The 12978-nt window shown below is 72.4% G+C and carries 16 protein-coding genes; 10 read left to right on the top strand and 6 right to left on the bottom strand.

From position 1 onward, the window contains the following. Positions 1 to 30: 30 nt before the first annotated feature. On the bottom strand, positions 31 to 765 hold the full coding sequence (locus ACQP00_RS25335) for an aquaporin (protein ID WP_433223135.1): 735 nt from the start codon (positions 763 to 765) through the stop codon (positions 31 to 33). A 99-nt stretch (positions 766 to 864) separates the two neighbouring features. After that, positions 865 to 1245 carry an ArsR/SmtB family transcription factor gene (locus tag ACQP00_RS25330; RefSeq protein WP_433223133.1) on the bottom strand — a complete coding sequence of 127 codons (381 nt, stop codon included), beginning with the start codon at positions 1243 to 1245 and terminating at the stop codon, positions 865 to 867. 200 nt (positions 1246 to 1445) lie between these two features. Between ACQP00_RS25330 and ACQP00_RS25325 the strand changes: the two genes are divergently transcribed. The 6 genes from ACQP00_RS25325 to ACQP00_RS25300 all read left to right on the top strand — a co-directional run bounded on the left by ACQP00_RS25325 (position 1446) and on the right by ACQP00_RS25300 (position 6439). Then, complete coding sequence (locus tag ACQP00_RS25325) at positions 1446 to 1661, top strand: hypothetical protein (RefSeq protein WP_433223131.1); 216 nt, start codon at positions 1446 to 1448, stop codon at positions 1659 to 1661. Then, positions 1658 to 2914: a M28 family peptidase gene (locus ACQP00_RS25320; protein WP_433223129.1), complete on the top strand. Its 1257-nt coding sequence runs from the start codon at positions 1658 to 1660 to the stop codon at positions 2912 to 2914. Before ACQP00_RS25325 ends, ACQP00_RS25320 begins: the two co-directional genes overlap by 4 nt. 27 nt (positions 2915 to 2941) lie before the next feature. After that, complete coding sequence (locus ACQP00_RS25315) at positions 2942 to 3274, top strand: ArsR/SmtB family transcription factor (protein ID WP_433223127.1); 333 nt, start codon at positions 2942 to 2944, stop codon at positions 3272 to 3274. A 38-nt stretch (positions 3275 to 3312) separates the two neighbouring features. Beyond that, positions 3313 to 3795 carry an N-acetyltransferase family protein gene (locus ACQP00_RS25310; RefSeq protein ID WP_433223977.1) on the top strand — a complete coding sequence of 161 codons (483 nt, stop codon included), beginning with the start codon at positions 3313 to 3315 and terminating at the stop codon, positions 3793 to 3795. An 89-nt stretch (positions 3796 to 3884) separates the two neighbouring features. After that, positions 3885 to 5189: an FAD-dependent oxidoreductase gene (locus ACQP00_RS25305; protein ID WP_433223125.1), complete on the top strand. Its 1305-nt coding sequence runs from the start codon at positions 3885 to 3887 to the stop codon at positions 5187 to 5189. A gap of 11 nt (positions 5190 to 5200) precedes the next feature. Then, on the top strand, positions 5201 to 6439 hold the full coding sequence (locus tag ACQP00_RS25300) for an MFS transporter (protein ID WP_433223123.1): 1239 nt from the start codon (positions 5201 to 5203) through the stop codon (positions 6437 to 6439). A 220-nt stretch (positions 6440 to 6659) separates the two neighbouring features. On the opposite strand, the gene ACQP00_RS25295 is transcribed toward ACQP00_RS25300, so the two are convergent. Further along, entirely contained in the window at positions 6660 to 6983 is a 324-nt protein-coding gene (locus ACQP00_RS25295; protein WP_433223121.1) for a plasmid stabilization protein, read from the bottom strand. Positions 6984 to 7108: 125 nt separating this feature from the next. Here ACQP00_RS25295 and ACQP00_RS25290 point away from each other — a divergent pair, with 125 nt between their 5' ends. Together ACQP00_RS25290 and ACQP00_RS25285 are read left to right on the top strand one after the other, a co-directional pair. Beyond that, positions 7109 to 7510, top strand: coding sequence for a hypothetical protein (locus ACQP00_RS25290; protein WP_433223120.1), 402 nt, complete (start codon positions 7109 to 7111; stop codon positions 7508 to 7510). A gap of 81 nt (positions 7511 to 7591) precedes the next feature. Continuing rightward, entirely contained in the window at positions 7592 to 8275 is a 684-nt protein-coding gene (locus ACQP00_RS25285; protein WP_433223118.1) for a DUF6766 family protein, read from the top strand. A gap of 10 nt (positions 8276 to 8285) precedes the next feature. Here ACQP00_RS25285 and ACQP00_RS25280 read toward each other — a convergent pair whose 3' ends face one another. Together ACQP00_RS25280 and ACQP00_RS25275 are read right to left on the bottom strand one after the other, a co-directional pair. After that, entirely contained in the window at positions 8286 to 9377 is a 1092-nt protein-coding gene (locus ACQP00_RS25280) for an IS630 family transposase (protein WP_433207943.1), read from the bottom strand. Positions 9378 to 9412: 35 nt separating this feature from the next. Further along, positions 9413 to 10342, bottom strand: a complete 930-nt coding sequence (locus ACQP00_RS25275) for a hypothetical protein (protein ID WP_433223116.1) — start codon at positions 10340 to 10342, stop codon at positions 9413 to 9415. Between the two features lie 110 nt (positions 10343 to 10452). Between ACQP00_RS25275 and ACQP00_RS25270 the strand changes: the two genes are divergently transcribed. Then, positions 10453 to 11151 (top strand): hypothetical protein, encoded by a 699-nt coding sequence (locus ACQP00_RS25270; protein ID WP_433223114.1) that lies wholly within the window; start codon positions 10453 to 10455, stop codon positions 11149 to 11151. A 134-nt stretch (positions 11152 to 11285) separates the two neighbouring features. Beyond that, positions 11286 to 11657: a hypothetical protein gene (locus ACQP00_RS25265; RefSeq protein WP_433223112.1), complete on the top strand. Its 372-nt coding sequence runs from the start codon at positions 11286 to 11288 to the stop codon at positions 11655 to 11657. Positions 11658 to 11664: 7 nt separating this feature from the next. Here the strand turns inward: ACQP00_RS25265 and ACQP00_RS25260 are convergent, their stop codons facing one another. Then, on the bottom strand, positions 11665 to 12954 hold the full coding sequence (locus ACQP00_RS25260; RefSeq protein WP_433223110.1) for a condensation domain-containing protein: 1290 nt from the start codon (positions 12952 to 12954) through the stop codon (positions 11665 to 11667). Positions 12955 to 12978 lie beyond the last annotated feature (24 nt).

Genomic DNA, 12978 nt, shown 5'->3' with positions numbered 1-12978 from the left:
TCCTCCGGAGCTGGCGTGCGGTCGGGTGGTTCAGGAGTGGACGGACTCGTCGTCCGGGTGGGCGACAGTGACGTCACCGGCAGCGCCGCCGGCCGACGGGTAGAGCGCGAGGAGTAGCCCGACGCCGACGGTGAGCCCGACGAGCTGCGCCGCGATGAATCCCGGAACGGAACTCGGGGCGATGCCGGCGAACGTGTCGGTGAAGGCCCGGCCGATGGTCACGGCGGGGTTGGCGAACGACGTGGAGGACGTGAACCAGTACGCGGCGCCGATGTATGCGCCGACCGCAGCCGGCGTTGCGGATGCGCGGCCGGAGCGGGCGAGGGCGAAGATGAGCAGCAGCAGGCCGGTGGTGGCGACGACCTCGCCGAGCCACAGGTCGCCGCCGGTGCGCGCGGTACCCGCGAAGCTGAGCGCAGGCAGCTTGAACATCAGGTCGGCCAGGACCGCGCCGCCGATGGCACCGAGAACCTGTGCGACGACGTAACCGGCGAGGTCGCGGGCGGTCAGCCCGGTGCCGGTACGGCGGCCGAGAAACCAGTCGGCGGCGGAGACGACGGGGTTGAAATAAGCGCCGGAGACCGGGCCGAAGGTGAGCATGAGCGCGCCGAGGGCGAAGGCGGTGGCGACGGAGTTCTCGAGGAGCCGCAGGCCGACGTCGCCGCTGAGGCGGGTGGCCATGATGCCGGAGCCGACGACGGCCGTGACGAGTAGCGCGGTGCCGGTGCACTCGGCGAGCAGGCGCCGCCACAGGTTCGGGTTCACGAAGGCGCGGTCCTGTCAGAGCTGGTGTTGCCAGTGGGGGCGATCGCGGACGCCGGGCGGGCGATGCGGTGGTCGGCCGGCCGTCCAGGAGGCGATGGGTCAGTCCGACGCGGGCGGCGCGTCGATGGCCAGCAGCGCGGCGAGCTGGCGCAGGACACCGGCGCGGGCGCGGTAGTACACCCAAGTTCCGCGCCGGTCGGCGTCGACCAGGCCCGCCTCGCGCAGCGTGCGCAGATGGTGCGAGATGGTCGGGCCGGACAGCTCGAACGCCGGGGTGAGGTCGCACACGCAGATCTCGCCGCCGTCAGCGGAGGCGATCATCGACATGAGCTGCAGCCGGACCGGGTCGCCGAGCGCCTTGAACGCGGGCGCGAGCACCGCGGCCGTCTCCGCGGGAAGGCGCTGCCGCGTCAACGGGGTGCAGCACGGCTCACCCGCGTTGAGGTCGCTGAGGGTGAGCACCGGCGCCTGTTTCGACATGTCTCTAGGTTGACAGATCTCGAATCAGCGTGCAACCGTCTGATTAGACAGACGTCGAGACAGGGCTGGTGTCGGCAAGGAAGTCGTCAGATTTCGCGGGCCGCGCCGCGCCGCGCCGCGCCGCACGGCTCGAGGCCTATTTCACCGACCTGGCCGGCCCACGCCGACCAGCCTTCGCCGCCCAACAAAGGAGCACAGCCATGAGCGAGACCACCACCCAAACCGGGCCGACCGCGGCCGGCGGGTTCGCCGGTGACCCGGCCGCCGCGCTGAGCGTCGCCGGGACCGGTGGCTGTTGCGGCAACCCGCCCGCCGCAACCCTTGCCCTGCCCGAGCCCGCCGCGGCCGGGTCGACGTGCTGCGGCAGCACGGCGAAGGCCGGCGCCGTCGCGTCCGGTCAGGGCTGCTGCGAATGACCACCCCCACCCGCCCACCGCAGAACGCCGCCGCCGTCGCCGACCGGCTCCGGGCCGCGCTCGGGCGGATCAGCGGCGCGCGGATGGCCGCGACGGTCGACGCTCTCGCCGGGGACGCGTTTGCCGGGCGGCGGGTCGGCAGCGCCGGCGGTGCGGCCGCCCGAGCCTGGCTGGCCCAGCACCTCGCCGACGCCGGCGCGGTGGTGACCCTGAAGCCGTTCACGGTGCCGCACGTCCCCGAGGTCTACACCACGCCCGCGGTGTCGTGGTCCGGGGACGAAACCGAGCGGCACTTGACGTTCGGTCAGCAGGTCGCCGTGCACCTCGCGTCCGCGGACGAGCCGCTGATCCGCCGTGGCGCGCTCGCGGTCGCGGGCGGCGGCGCCCCAGCCGGGCGGTGGCTGGCGGTGCCGGCCGGCATGACCCTGTTCGACGCCTACGGCAACGCCGAGGGCGCCCTCGGGCTGCTCCTCAGCCGCGGTGTCGACGCGGACGGCTGGCAGTACACGATGCTCGCCGGCCCGGGCCCCGGCCCGCTGCCGATCCTCACCCTTGACACCGCGACGCACACGGCGGTGCTGCACGCGGCGAGCACCGGTGGCGGCCGGTTCGCCGGCAACACGCCGATCCGCCGCCTCGAGGTGCCCGCGACCAACGTGCACGCCCGGTGGCGGCCCGCCGCCGGAGGTCTCGATCTGCTGCTGGCCGCGCACTACGACGGCGTCGGCGACCACCCGGGCTTGCGCCAGCCGGCCGCGGCGGACAACGGCAGCGGCGTCGCCGTCGTCCTGGAAGCCGCCGGCGTGCTCGCCGAGGTCCTCCCGGACACGGTGGGGCTCGCCGTCGCGCTGCTCGACGGCGAGGAGGCCGGGGCGCTCGGCTCCGCGCATCACGCCGCCCAGTTACGCGCGACCGGGGCGGCGCCTACGGTCGTCAACGTCGACGGCGCCGGGCACCTCCACGCCGCGGCCGCGGTCGAGGCCGGCGGCCCCGCGCACGCCCTGCTCGCCGCGCTCGACCAGGCCGGCCGGCACACCGGAATGCCCCTCGTGGCCGGGCCGGTCGCCTCCGACAACCGCCGCTACGCCGCCGCCGGCCTCGCCTCGGCCGGGATCGGCGCCGGAATGGCCGGGTACCACAGCCCCGGCGACACGCCGGACCGCGTCGAGACCGGCACCCTGGCCGCCGTCGCGCGGCTGGTCGTGGCGACCGGGTTGCTCCTGTCCGCCGGCCCGGCTACCGTTTCATCGTAGATCGGCGATAAACGATGAAGTTGGTGGATGGTGACCGAACTGCTCAACCGGGCGGTGGCGGAGACATACGCGTCGTGGTTCCGCGCTCTGGCCGACCCGTCGCGGGTGCAGATCGTGGAGTACCTCGCGCGGCAGGGCCGGCCGATGAGCGTCGGCGATCTCGTCAAGGCGGTCGGTCTGGCGCAGTCGACGGTGTCACAGCACCTGAAGATTCTCACCGAGGTCCGGTTCGTCCTCGTCGAGCCGGTCGGCACGGCACGGCACTACCGGATCAACGAGCGCTGCATCGCGTGCTTCCCGTCCGCCGCCGACGTTGTCATGGGCCGCCCGGCCCCGACCCCGATCGGAGGTTGCGAGTGACCGCCGCACCCGCCCGCGCCGCGTTCCTGATCCGGCCGATGACCGTCGCCGACGCCGACGCCGTCCTGGCGATCTACCAGGCGGGAATCGACGGCGGAAACGCCAGCTTCGAGCACACCGCCCCCGACTGGCCGGCCTTCGACGCCGGCAAGCTGCCCGAGCACCGGTTCGTTGCCGTCGACGGCACCGGCTCGGTGATCGGCTGGGTGGCCGTCTCCCGCGTCTCGGCCAGGGCCGTGTACGCGGGTGTCGTCGAGCACTCCGTCTACGTCGACCCGGCCGCGCAGGGCCGTGGCGTCGGACGGGCGCTGCTCGACACGCTCATCGCCGCCGCCGACGCCGCCGGGATCTGGACCATCCAGTCCGGAGTGTTCCCAGAGAACACCGCCAGCCTCGCGCTGCACCGCGCGGCCGGGTTCCGTACCGTCGGCATCCGCCAGCGCATCGGCCGCCACGCCGACCAGGGCAACCGGTGGCGCGACGTGGTCTTCATCGAACGCCGCAGCCCGCACGTCAGCTGACACCGACCCACCCGCGGCCCGTCCACACCATGGGCATGGTCCGCCCGGTTGATTCGACACTTCTCTAGACAATCGAAGGAGCACCCGATATGACCAACCAGCTCGACGGCCTGCCCGTCGTCGTCATCGGCGCCGGGCCGGTCGGCCTCGCCGCCGCCGCCAACCTCGTCGAACGCGGGATCGCATGTACCGTCCTCGAGGCCGGCGACCGGCCCGCCGCCGCCGTCCGGCAATGGGGCCATGTCCGGTTGTTCTCGCCGTGGCGGTACAACATCGACACCGCCGCCCGCCGCCTCCTCACCGATGCCGGCTGGGTCGAGCCCGACCCGGAGGTCCTGCCGACCGGCGCGCAGCTCGCCGCCGACTACCTGCAACCGCTCGCCGACCTGCCCGCGCTCAAGCCGCATGTGCGCTACAGCGCGCGGGTTGGGGCCGTCACCCGGTACGGCGTGGACCGCCTGCGTACCGCCGGCCGCGACACGGCACCGCTCCTCGTCCGCCTTGACAGCGGCGAGGACATCCTGGCCCGGGCGGTCATCGACGCGTCCGGCACCTGGACGACGCCGAACGTTCTCGTCGCGTCGGGCATCCCCGCGCGTGGCGAGCACGCCGCCGCGGCGTATGTCGAGCAGGCGTTGCCCGACGTGCTCGGCGCCGACCGGGACCGGTTCGCCGGGCGGCGGACACTGGTCGTCGGGGCCCGGCACTCGGCCGCGAACACGCTGCTGTTCCTCGCCGAGCTCGCCACCCAGGAGCCGGGGACGTCGGTGGTGTGGGCGATCCGCTCGGACAGCGCCGCCCGCACCTACGGCGGCGAGACCGCCGACGCCCTCCCGGCCCGCGGTGCGATCGGCACCCGCCTGCGCGAGCACGTCGACGCCGGTACCGTCGAGCTCGTCACCGGCTTCGCCGTGCAGGCCCTCACCACCGCGGACGGGCGGGTCGTCGCCACCGACGGCACCCGCGAGATCAGCGCAGACCGGATCGTCGCCGCGACCGGGTTCCGGCCCGACCACACCATCGCCGCCGAACTGCGCCTCGACCTCGACCCGATCCTCGGCGCCACCCGCGCCCTCGCCCCGCTCATCGACCCCAACGAACACTCCTGCGGCACCGTCCCGCCGCACGGCGTCGACGAACTCACCCACCCCGAGCCCGGCTACTACGCCGTCGGCGCGAAGTCCTACGGCCGGGCACCAACCTTCCTGCTCGCCACCGGCTACGAGCAGGCCCGCTCCGTCGTCGCCGCGCTCGCCGGGGACTGGACCGCGGCGCGCGACGTACGGCTGAACCTGCCGGCGACCGGAGTGTGCAGCAGTAACGTCCCGCTCGAATTGGCGACCATCACCAGCAGCGGCGGGGAGCAGCGGTCCGGCGACACCTGCTGCGGCTGACCGCAGCGCGGATGGACACCACCACGCCGCCGGCCGCGACCACAACCGGTCGCGGCCGGCGGGCGGGATACCACGGGTGGCGGATCGTCGCCGCGTTCGCCGTCACCCAGACCATCGGCTACGGCTGCCTCTACTACCCCTTCGCCGTCCTGCTCCAGCCCATCGCCACCGACCTGCACACCGGCCCGGCCGCGGTCACCGGCGCCCTCACCACCGCGATCCTGGCCTGGGCCGCCGCCGCGATCCCGGTCGGCCGGTGGCTCGACCGGCACGGCGGCCGTGCCCTCATGACCCTCGGCTCCGCCACCGGAGCACTCCTCCTCGTCGCCTGGTCCCGGGTCGAGGCGCTGTGGCAGCTGTACGCCGTCTTCGCCGCACTCGGCGGCGCGATGGCCATGGCACTCTACGACGCCGCCACCGCCGTCATCGTCGCCTGGTTCGACACCGACCGGCGGCCGCGCGCCGTGCTGGCCATGATTGTCGTAGCCGGATTCGCCTCCACCATCTTCATGCCGCTCACCGGGCTTCTCGAGCACCGCCACGGCTGGCGTACCACCCTGCTCGTCCTCGCCGCGCTGTACGCGGCGATCGCCGTACCGCTGCACGCCGCCGTTGTCCGTGCACCGGCCTCCCCGGTCGGCCACACGGCGCGGCCGAGCGTGGCACAGCGCACGGCGGCGGTCCGGGCAGCCCGCCGCGACGGCCGGTTCTGGTGGCTCACCCTCGCCTTCGTCGCGCACAGCGCCGCCATGAGCACCATGACCGTGCACCTCGTCGGCTTCCTCGTCGGCCGCGGCCACCCGGCCACCTTCGCCGCCACCGCCGCCGGACTCCTCGGCGTGCTGTCGGTCACCGGCCGCCTGCTGCTCACCGGCGCCCGCCGCCGCATGCCGCTGGCCGCGGTCGTCGCCGCCGTGTTCGGCGTCCAGGCCGTCGCCGCCGCCGCGCTGCCGTTCATCGCCGGCAGCAGGGCCGGCGCGGCCGCGGGCGTGATCGCCTTCGGGATCGGGTTCGGCGTGGCGTCGCTCGCCTCCCCCGCGCTGCTCGCCGACCGGTACGGCACCATCGCCTACGCCACGATCGCCGGCACCCTCAGTACCCCGGTCACCCTCGCCAAGGCCGGCGCCCCGCTCGCCGCCGCCGGTCTCACCACCCTCACCGGCTACCCCGGAACGCTGTACGCGATCGCCGCCGCCTGCGCCCTCGCCGCCGTCGGCATTCTGGCCCGCGCCGCCACCCCACCGCCCTAGCGCGACGAGGCCACGTCGCGGTCGGCCCGCAGGCCGCGCCACGAAGGGCGGCACAGCATGCGGGCCGCGCCACGACGGGCGGCACAGCATGCGGGCCGCGCCACGACGGGTGGCGCAGCATGCCGCCGAGGGCTGCGGTCGCAGAACGGGACGTTGCCGGCGACGACCGGCTCGACCCAAGCGGCGGCGCGGCACCACCGGGTGGCGCCGCGTCCTAACCTCAGCGCGCCAGTGCCTTCTCCAGCTCGGCCTTGCTCATGCTGGACCGGCCCTTGATGTTGCGCTGCTTCGCCTCGTTATAGAGCTGTTCCTTGGTACGCCCCTGAGCCCCGCTGTGCGACCGCTTGCCGCCCCGGTGCCCCGACGACACGTCCTGCAGCGACGAGCGGCTGGCGGTCCGCGACTCCCCGGCCCGCGCCCGCTCCTTGTTCACGGTGCGGGCGGCGATCTCCTCGGCCCGCTTGGTGGAGCCGCCGCGCTGCTTGACGCTGTCCCTGATGTGCTCGTACTGCCGTTCCCGCTTGGCATTCGATCCAGCCGGCATCGTGTCCTCCTTCGGCCCATCGCCATCCCTGCACTGTGGTGATGCCCCGCACGCGATCGGGTACACCAAACGGCCGTTTCCGGCGGACATGTGTCGAGACCTCCGGTAACGGGCAAGGGTCGGACGTGAAGATCAGGCTGCTGCCCGCGGCGATCCTGCTGCTCGCGGTGGCGGGGTGCGGGGCGACGCCCGGCTCGGCCGCGGCCGGTGACGCCGCGGAGGCGCTGCTACGCGCGCACCAGGACGGCGACGGGTCCGCCGCGTGCGCGCTGCTGGCCCCGGAGACCGCCGCCGAGGTGGCCCGCTCGGCGGGGCGCCCGTGCCCGGAAGCCATCACCGGCGAGGACCTGCCGGCCCCGGCCGCGGTGACCGGCGTGACCGTCGACGGGCAGTGGGCGAAGGTGGTCGTCGGCGCCGACGCCGGCACGCTGTTCCTGGCGATGTTTCCCGGCGGGTGGCGGGTCGCCGCGGCCGGGTGCCGTCCGCGCGGCGAGCGGCCATACGACTGTACGGTCCACGGAGGTTGAGATGCGGACCCAGTTCGCGCTGTGCCTGACCGTGATCGGGTTGGGGCTGCTGTACTTCATCACGATCGGGCTGCTGCACCGATGACCGCGGTGCGCCGGTGGCTGCGCGGCAACTCGCTGGGCCTGGTGTTCGGCGGGCTGTTCCTGCTCGCCCTGGCCGGGCAGGCGGTCTCCGGTCACGCGCAGTTCAACGCCGACCAGCTCACCGACGGCCTGCCGCCGGTGTCGCTCGGCCGTTACCTGACATCGGCCTCATTCGCGGCCGATGTCGCCGAGAACTGGCAGTCGGAATACCTGCAGTTCTTCCTGTACATCGTGCTCACGGTGTGGCTGGTGCAGCGCGGCTCGCCCGAGTCGAAGCCGCCGGACAAGGCGGGCGGCGAGACCGACCAGGAGCAGAAGGTCGGCCCGTACAGCACCTCCGAGTCACCCCGCCCGGCCCGCCGCACGGGCTGGCGCCGGTCGCTCTACGCCAACTCGCTCGGCCTGGTCATGGGGACCATCTTCCTGCTGTCCTGGCTCGCCCAGTCGATCGCCGGCGTGGTGGCGTTCAACGAGCGGCAGCTCAGCCAGCTGCAGGATCCGGTATCGTGGCCGCGGTACCTGACCGAGCCCGACTTCTGGAACCGGACCCTGCAGAACTGGCAGTCCGAACTGCTCGCCGTCGCCTCGATGGCCATCCTCTCGATCTACCTTCGCCAGCGCGGCTCGCCGGAGTCCAAGCCGGTCGGCGCGGCCCACACCACCACCGGCGTCGAGGGCTGAGCGGCACCCGCTAGTGTCGTGAGTCGTTAATGCGTGTGCAGTAGCGGGCGATGGATTCGAGGATCTGGTCGGCGGTCTTGGTCCAGACATAGGGCTTTGGGTTGTTGTTCCAGGCCTCGATCCAGGCGCGGATGTCGGTGTTGAGGGCGCGGACGGTGCGGTGAGTGCCGCGTTGGAGTTTCTTGGTGGTCAGTTCCCCGAACCAGCGTTCGACGAGGTTGAGCCAGGATGCGCTGGTCGGGACGAAGTGCAGGACGAACCGCGGGTGGGCGGTCAGCCAGCGCTTGATGGTCGGGGTTTTGTGGGTGGAGGCGTTGTCCAGCACCACGTGCACGTCCAGGTCCGCCGGGACCTGCCGGTCGAGGGTCTGGAGGAACTTCTTGAACTCGATCGCGCGGTGCCGGGCATGGAGGGAGCCGATCACCTGGCCGGTGGCCAGGTCGAGGGCGGCGTAGAGGCTTGAGGTGCCGGCCCGGACGTAGTCGTGGGTGGCGCGGGCCGGGGTGCCGGGCAGCATCGGCAGGACCGGGGCGGTGCGGTCCAGTGCTTGGATCTGCGACTTCTCGTCCACGCACAACACCACGGCGCGTTCCGGCGGATCGAGGTACAGCCCGACGACATCACGGACCTTGTCGATGAACAGCGGGTCCTTCGACAGTTTCCACGCGTCCTGCCGGTGCGGCTGCAATCCGAACGCCCGCCAGATCCGTGAGATCGCGGTCTGCGACAGACCGACCTCAGCAGCCAACGAGCGGGTCGACCAGTGCGTGGCGTCCTTCGGTGTCGTCTCGAGGGTTGTGGTGATCACCCGCTCTACATCAGCGTCGGCGATCGTGCGGGGCCGGCCGGGCCGCGGCTCGTCCAGCAGGCCGTCGAGCCGATCACCGGCGAACCGGTTCCGCCACTTCGTCACCGTGCTACGCGAAACGCCGAGTTCCTCGGCGATCTGCCCGTTCGCGGCCCCGCCGGCAGCCGCGCAGGCAAGGACCACCCGAGACCGCAACGCCAGGGCCTGCGCACTCGAGGGACGACGCGACCACGCTAGCAACTGCTCTCGCTCGTCATCAGTAAGCACGATCGGTACTGCTGTCGGCAACGGCATAACACACCTGTACCCACTGACGACGATTTAACGACTCAGGACACTAGGGCGCGGTGAGCTCGTTGTAGGCGGCCACGCCGTCCGGGTCGGCGTAGCCGCCGGGCGGGACCGTGGACGAGCCGAGGTACCAGTTGTCGTGCTGCCAGTAGCAGATGACCGTGAACCCGTGGGTCGCCAGCCAGGTGCGCGAGGCGCGGATCGCCCGGGCCGCGGGACGCCCGCACACCCTGATCGTCGTCGATACCCCACTCCGCGAGGGCGAGCGGGCGGCCGAGGGCGCCGAATGCGGCGTACCAGCGAATCATGCGCGGATCGAGGCCGACGCTGACCGGGTCGTCGGGCTCGCTGCCGCGGGTGCTGGCCTGCCAGTAGAGGTCGAAGCCGTACGCGTCGGCATAGCCGGACGGCACGATCCAGTCCTGCACCTCGCGGTCGCCGCCGGTGCCGTTGTTCGTGACCTTCGTCGAGCCGGGGCGCCACTGGTAGGACATGTAGACGGGCACCACCTTGACGGCCGGGTTGGTCAGTTTCGCCAGCACGTAGACCCGGGTGAAGGCGGCGACGAACTGCACGCCGGTCATGTCGTCCTCGGGCTCGTGGAAGTACGTGAGGTAGCTCCCGGACGGCATCGCGGCCGCGATCGTCGCGATCTCGCCGTCGCACAGCCCCGCGGCCACACCGGCCGGGGTGCAGGAGGTCTTGAACGAGTACCAGAGGGTGCCGCCCTGCACCAGTTGGCAGTTGACCGCGTCGGCGTTCGGCGGCGAGCCGTTCGCGGTGAACACCCGGCGGATGGCGAGCGGCCCGAGGTGGGCCCGCTCATCGAGGAAGCCGGCGCAGGTGTTGCCGCTGCCGACGGTATCGCTGACGGAGGTGGTGGCGCCGACGGTGAACGGCGCCACGGCGGCCGCGGGCTCCAGTGGATAGACCACCAGGCCGGCTACGAGCAGAGCCGCGACAAGCATGCGTCCAGCCATACTCCGAGACTACGATGGGTATCGATTGAATGCCCGTGAGTGAACATTCGACGGCCTGGCCCGTCCCGCACGTGGCGGACCGCTGCGACACTGACGCCATGCGGAGTCTCGGGCTGACGGTGGCGACTGCGCTCCTCGCGGTGGCCATCGCGTTGCTCACCGGATCGCTGGAGGATCAGATCCGGCTGCCGCCGGCCGTCGCGTGGACGGGACTGGCCGTCGCCGTCGCCCTGGGCGTGGTCGTCGCCCGCGTCGACCGCAGCCCCGACCCGTATCGGGCGCGGCTCTCCTGGCGGTGGGCCCTTCCGTCGATATCGTTCCGGGCCGGGATGCTCCTGACGTGCCTAGCGCTCGTCGGCGTGTGCGTGGGAAGCCTTCGCGCGTACTCCTGGTGGAACGAACGGATCGTGGCCGATCTCGCGGCGCCGGTCAGGGCGACCGTCGGGACCGCCACGGTGACGCTGGAGCGGGTCACCCTCTCGCGCACCCGGCTCGACGTCACGTTCACCGTGCAGAACGCCCACGACAGAACCGAGATGATTTCGGTACGCCACGTGTGCGCGATCAGCGACGCTCGCGGACGCGACCTCTGGCGCGGCACCTGCAACCCACAGGAGTCGGCGCTCGAGCGCGTCGTCGGCGGCGTGGCCGGCGTGAACGTGCCAGCAGGACAGACCGTCCGGCTCGTCACGGGCCCGGACATCGACGACGGCGCGGACGCCACCCACGTGTACATGGAATTGCACGTCGGCGGGGCGAACGTCCTGCTGCCCAGCGCCGAGCTCAAACGGGCATAGCCCGCCACCGGTCGGCGGCACGGCGATTCCGCGCGCGGGGGCACCCGGCCGCAGCACCACGGGCCTATGATCGGCGCGTGCCCACGACACGCCGTCGTACGAATCGCCGCACCACCCGCATCGTCCTGGCGTTCGTGGCACTCGGGTTCACCGCCGGGCTGATCCTCGGCGGCTGGCGTGCCGTCAACGACGCTCGCGGATCGACCGCCGACGCCGAGATCACCGCCATCCAAGCGGACTACCCTGGCCGACGGGTGTACGACGTCCGGTTCGTCACACGGGCCGGCCGCACATGCAAGTCCACAGTGGACTCCGGCTCCGAACCCGAACCGCGCGACATCCACATGGGCGGACGGTCGCTGGTCCACTATCCGGCCTCGAATCCGTGCGACGGGCTGTACATACGGGAGATGCCGTCCACCGGGCCATGGCCACCCCTGATCCCGCTGGCGATCGCCGATGCCGCATGCCTGGCCGCGATCTGGCGTCTGCGGCCGCCGGCCTGAACGCCTTTCAACTCGCGCGGATCAGGGCGTCCTCGATGTGGCGGAGCATGTCGGCGGCCGCCGGGGCCCACGTCGTGTCCCGGTGGCAGGCGAGAGTCAGCAACGCCGCGCCCGGGCGGTGTTGCACGTTGAGGATGTAGCGCGAGCCTCCAGGGCGGTCCGGCTGCTCCATCACCCGGTCCTGCACCGCGGGATCCGTGAACGGAATGGCCTCCGCGCCCAGTGAGCGGCTGTTCGCGGCGCTCCCCACGATCGACGCATCGATGTAGTTGAACCGCGCCGCCGTCGCACCCGTCGCGGCCAGCTCACCCAGAATCTCACGGTCCAACGCAGCGGCCCGGTACGGATCGAGGTTGGCGAACCGCTGCCCGTGCAACTGGTTCCCGGCCGTCACGGCCAGGTCAGCTCCGCGCGGGACGAGCACCGGCACCGGCATCACCGCCTTGCGCACCGACGCCTGCGTTCCGGCCGACAGCCGGTTCGCCGCCAGCGCGCGGATCCCGGCGCACGGCGAGCCCTCCACCTCGCCGATAGCCGAGCCGAACGCGGTCAGGTAGGCCGCCGAAACCGGTACACCCGTCCGCTTCGCCACGGACTCGGCGGATCGGGCCGCACGCGCCGAGGCCAGCCAGCGGGACTGCAGCACCGGCGAGGCGACCGGCGCGCCACCAGGCGGCCGCCAGTCCGACAGGCCGTCACGCAACGCGGTGAGTTGGCGGCGCCAGTGGGACTCCGCCCGCTCCGCATACGCCCGGCCCGGAGCCGAGGCCTCCCATGAAGCGGTTTCCAGAGGCTGCTCCGGTACCGGCCAATCGGTGAACGCCCCACGCCCGCGCAAAGCTTGCAAGAAGTCCGTCCGCAGGACCCGCATGCCCCAGCCGTCCACCGCGGCGTGGTCGATGACGATGCCGATCCGGGCGACAGCGCCTCCCGTCGATTCCAGGACGAACAGGACCGGTGGCTGCTCCGACAGGCGGAACGGGGTCGCGGCCGCCTCCGCGAGGGCGTCGGAGCCCGGCGGGGCGATGCGCACCATCTCGTCCAGGCGCTCCGCCACCGGGAGCACGTGCTGCTCACGCAGGCCATCCGACCGTACGGGCAGCAGCGTGCGCAGGCCCTCGTGGCGCGACAACACGGCGGCGATCGCGGCCCGGACGTCGTCGACGCGGGAGCCCGAGCCGTGCAGGACGCCCGTGAAGTTGGCGGCGTGGGACCACGGGGTGTCCGCGTCGATGCCGACGTCCAGGAACCACTCACGTTGCGCGCACGTGAGCGGCCCGCGTCGAGTCGAGTTCATTCGCGGTCCCGTCATGTTTCTAAA

It is taken from the genome of Dactylosporangium sp. CS-047395, assembly GCF_050942185.1.
In the GTDB taxonomy this organism is placed as follows: domain Bacteria; phylum Actinomycetota; class Actinomycetes; order Mycobacteriales; family Micromonosporaceae; genus Dactylosporangium.
Note: the sequence above shows the minus strand (reverse complement) of the source record. Positions and strands in the feature narration are given on the sequence as shown.

Coding starts and splice junctions, on each gene's coding strand:
- ACQP00_RS25330 (WP_433223133.1), bottom strand. CDS start 1,245: ATGTCGAAACAGGCGCCGGTGCTCACCCTCAGCGACCTCAACGCGGGT.
- ACQP00_RS25325 (WP_433223131.1), top strand. CDS start 1,446: ATGAGCGAGACCACCACCCAAACCGGGCCGACCGCGGCCGGCGGGTTC.
- ACQP00_RS25320 (WP_433223129.1), top strand. CDS start 1,658: ATGACCACCCCCACCCGCCCACCGCAGAACGCCGCCGCCGTCGCCGAC.
- ACQP00_RS25315 (WP_433223127.1), top strand. CDS start 2,942: ATGGTGACCGAACTGCTCAACCGGGCGGTGGCGGAGACATACGCGTCG.
- ACQP00_RS25310 (WP_433223977.1), top strand. CDS start 3,313: ATGACCGTCGCCGACGCCGACGCCGTCCTGGCGATCTACCAGGCGGGA.
- ACQP00_RS25305 (WP_433223125.1), top strand. CDS start 3,885: ATGACCAACCAGCTCGACGGCCTGCCCGTCGTCGTCATCGGCGCCGGG.
- ACQP00_RS25300 (WP_433223123.1), top strand. CDS start 5,201: ATGGACACCACCACGCCGCCGGCCGCGACCACAACCGGTCGCGGCCGG.
- ACQP00_RS25295 (WP_433223121.1), bottom strand. CDS start 6,983: ATGCCGGCTGGATCGAATGCCAAGCGGGAACGGCAGTACGAGCACATC.
- ACQP00_RS25285 (WP_433223118.1), top strand. CDS start 7,592: ATGACCGCGGTGCGCCGGTGGCTGCGCGGCAACTCGCTGGGCCTGGTG.
- ACQP00_RS25280 (WP_433207943.1), bottom strand. CDS start 9,377: ATGCCGTTGCCGACAGCAGTACCGATCGTGCTTACTGATGACGAGCGA.
- ACQP00_RS25275 (WP_433223116.1), bottom strand. CDS start 10,342: ATGCTTGTCGCGGCTCTGCTCGTAGCCGGCCTGGTGGTCTATCCACTG.
- ACQP00_RS25270 (WP_433223114.1), top strand. CDS start 10,453: ATGCGGAGTCTCGGGCTGACGGTGGCGACTGCGCTCCTCGCGGTGGCC.
- ACQP00_RS25260 (WP_433223110.1), bottom strand. CDS start 12,954: ATGAACTCGACTCGACGCGGGCCGCTCACGTGCGCGCAACGTGAGTGG.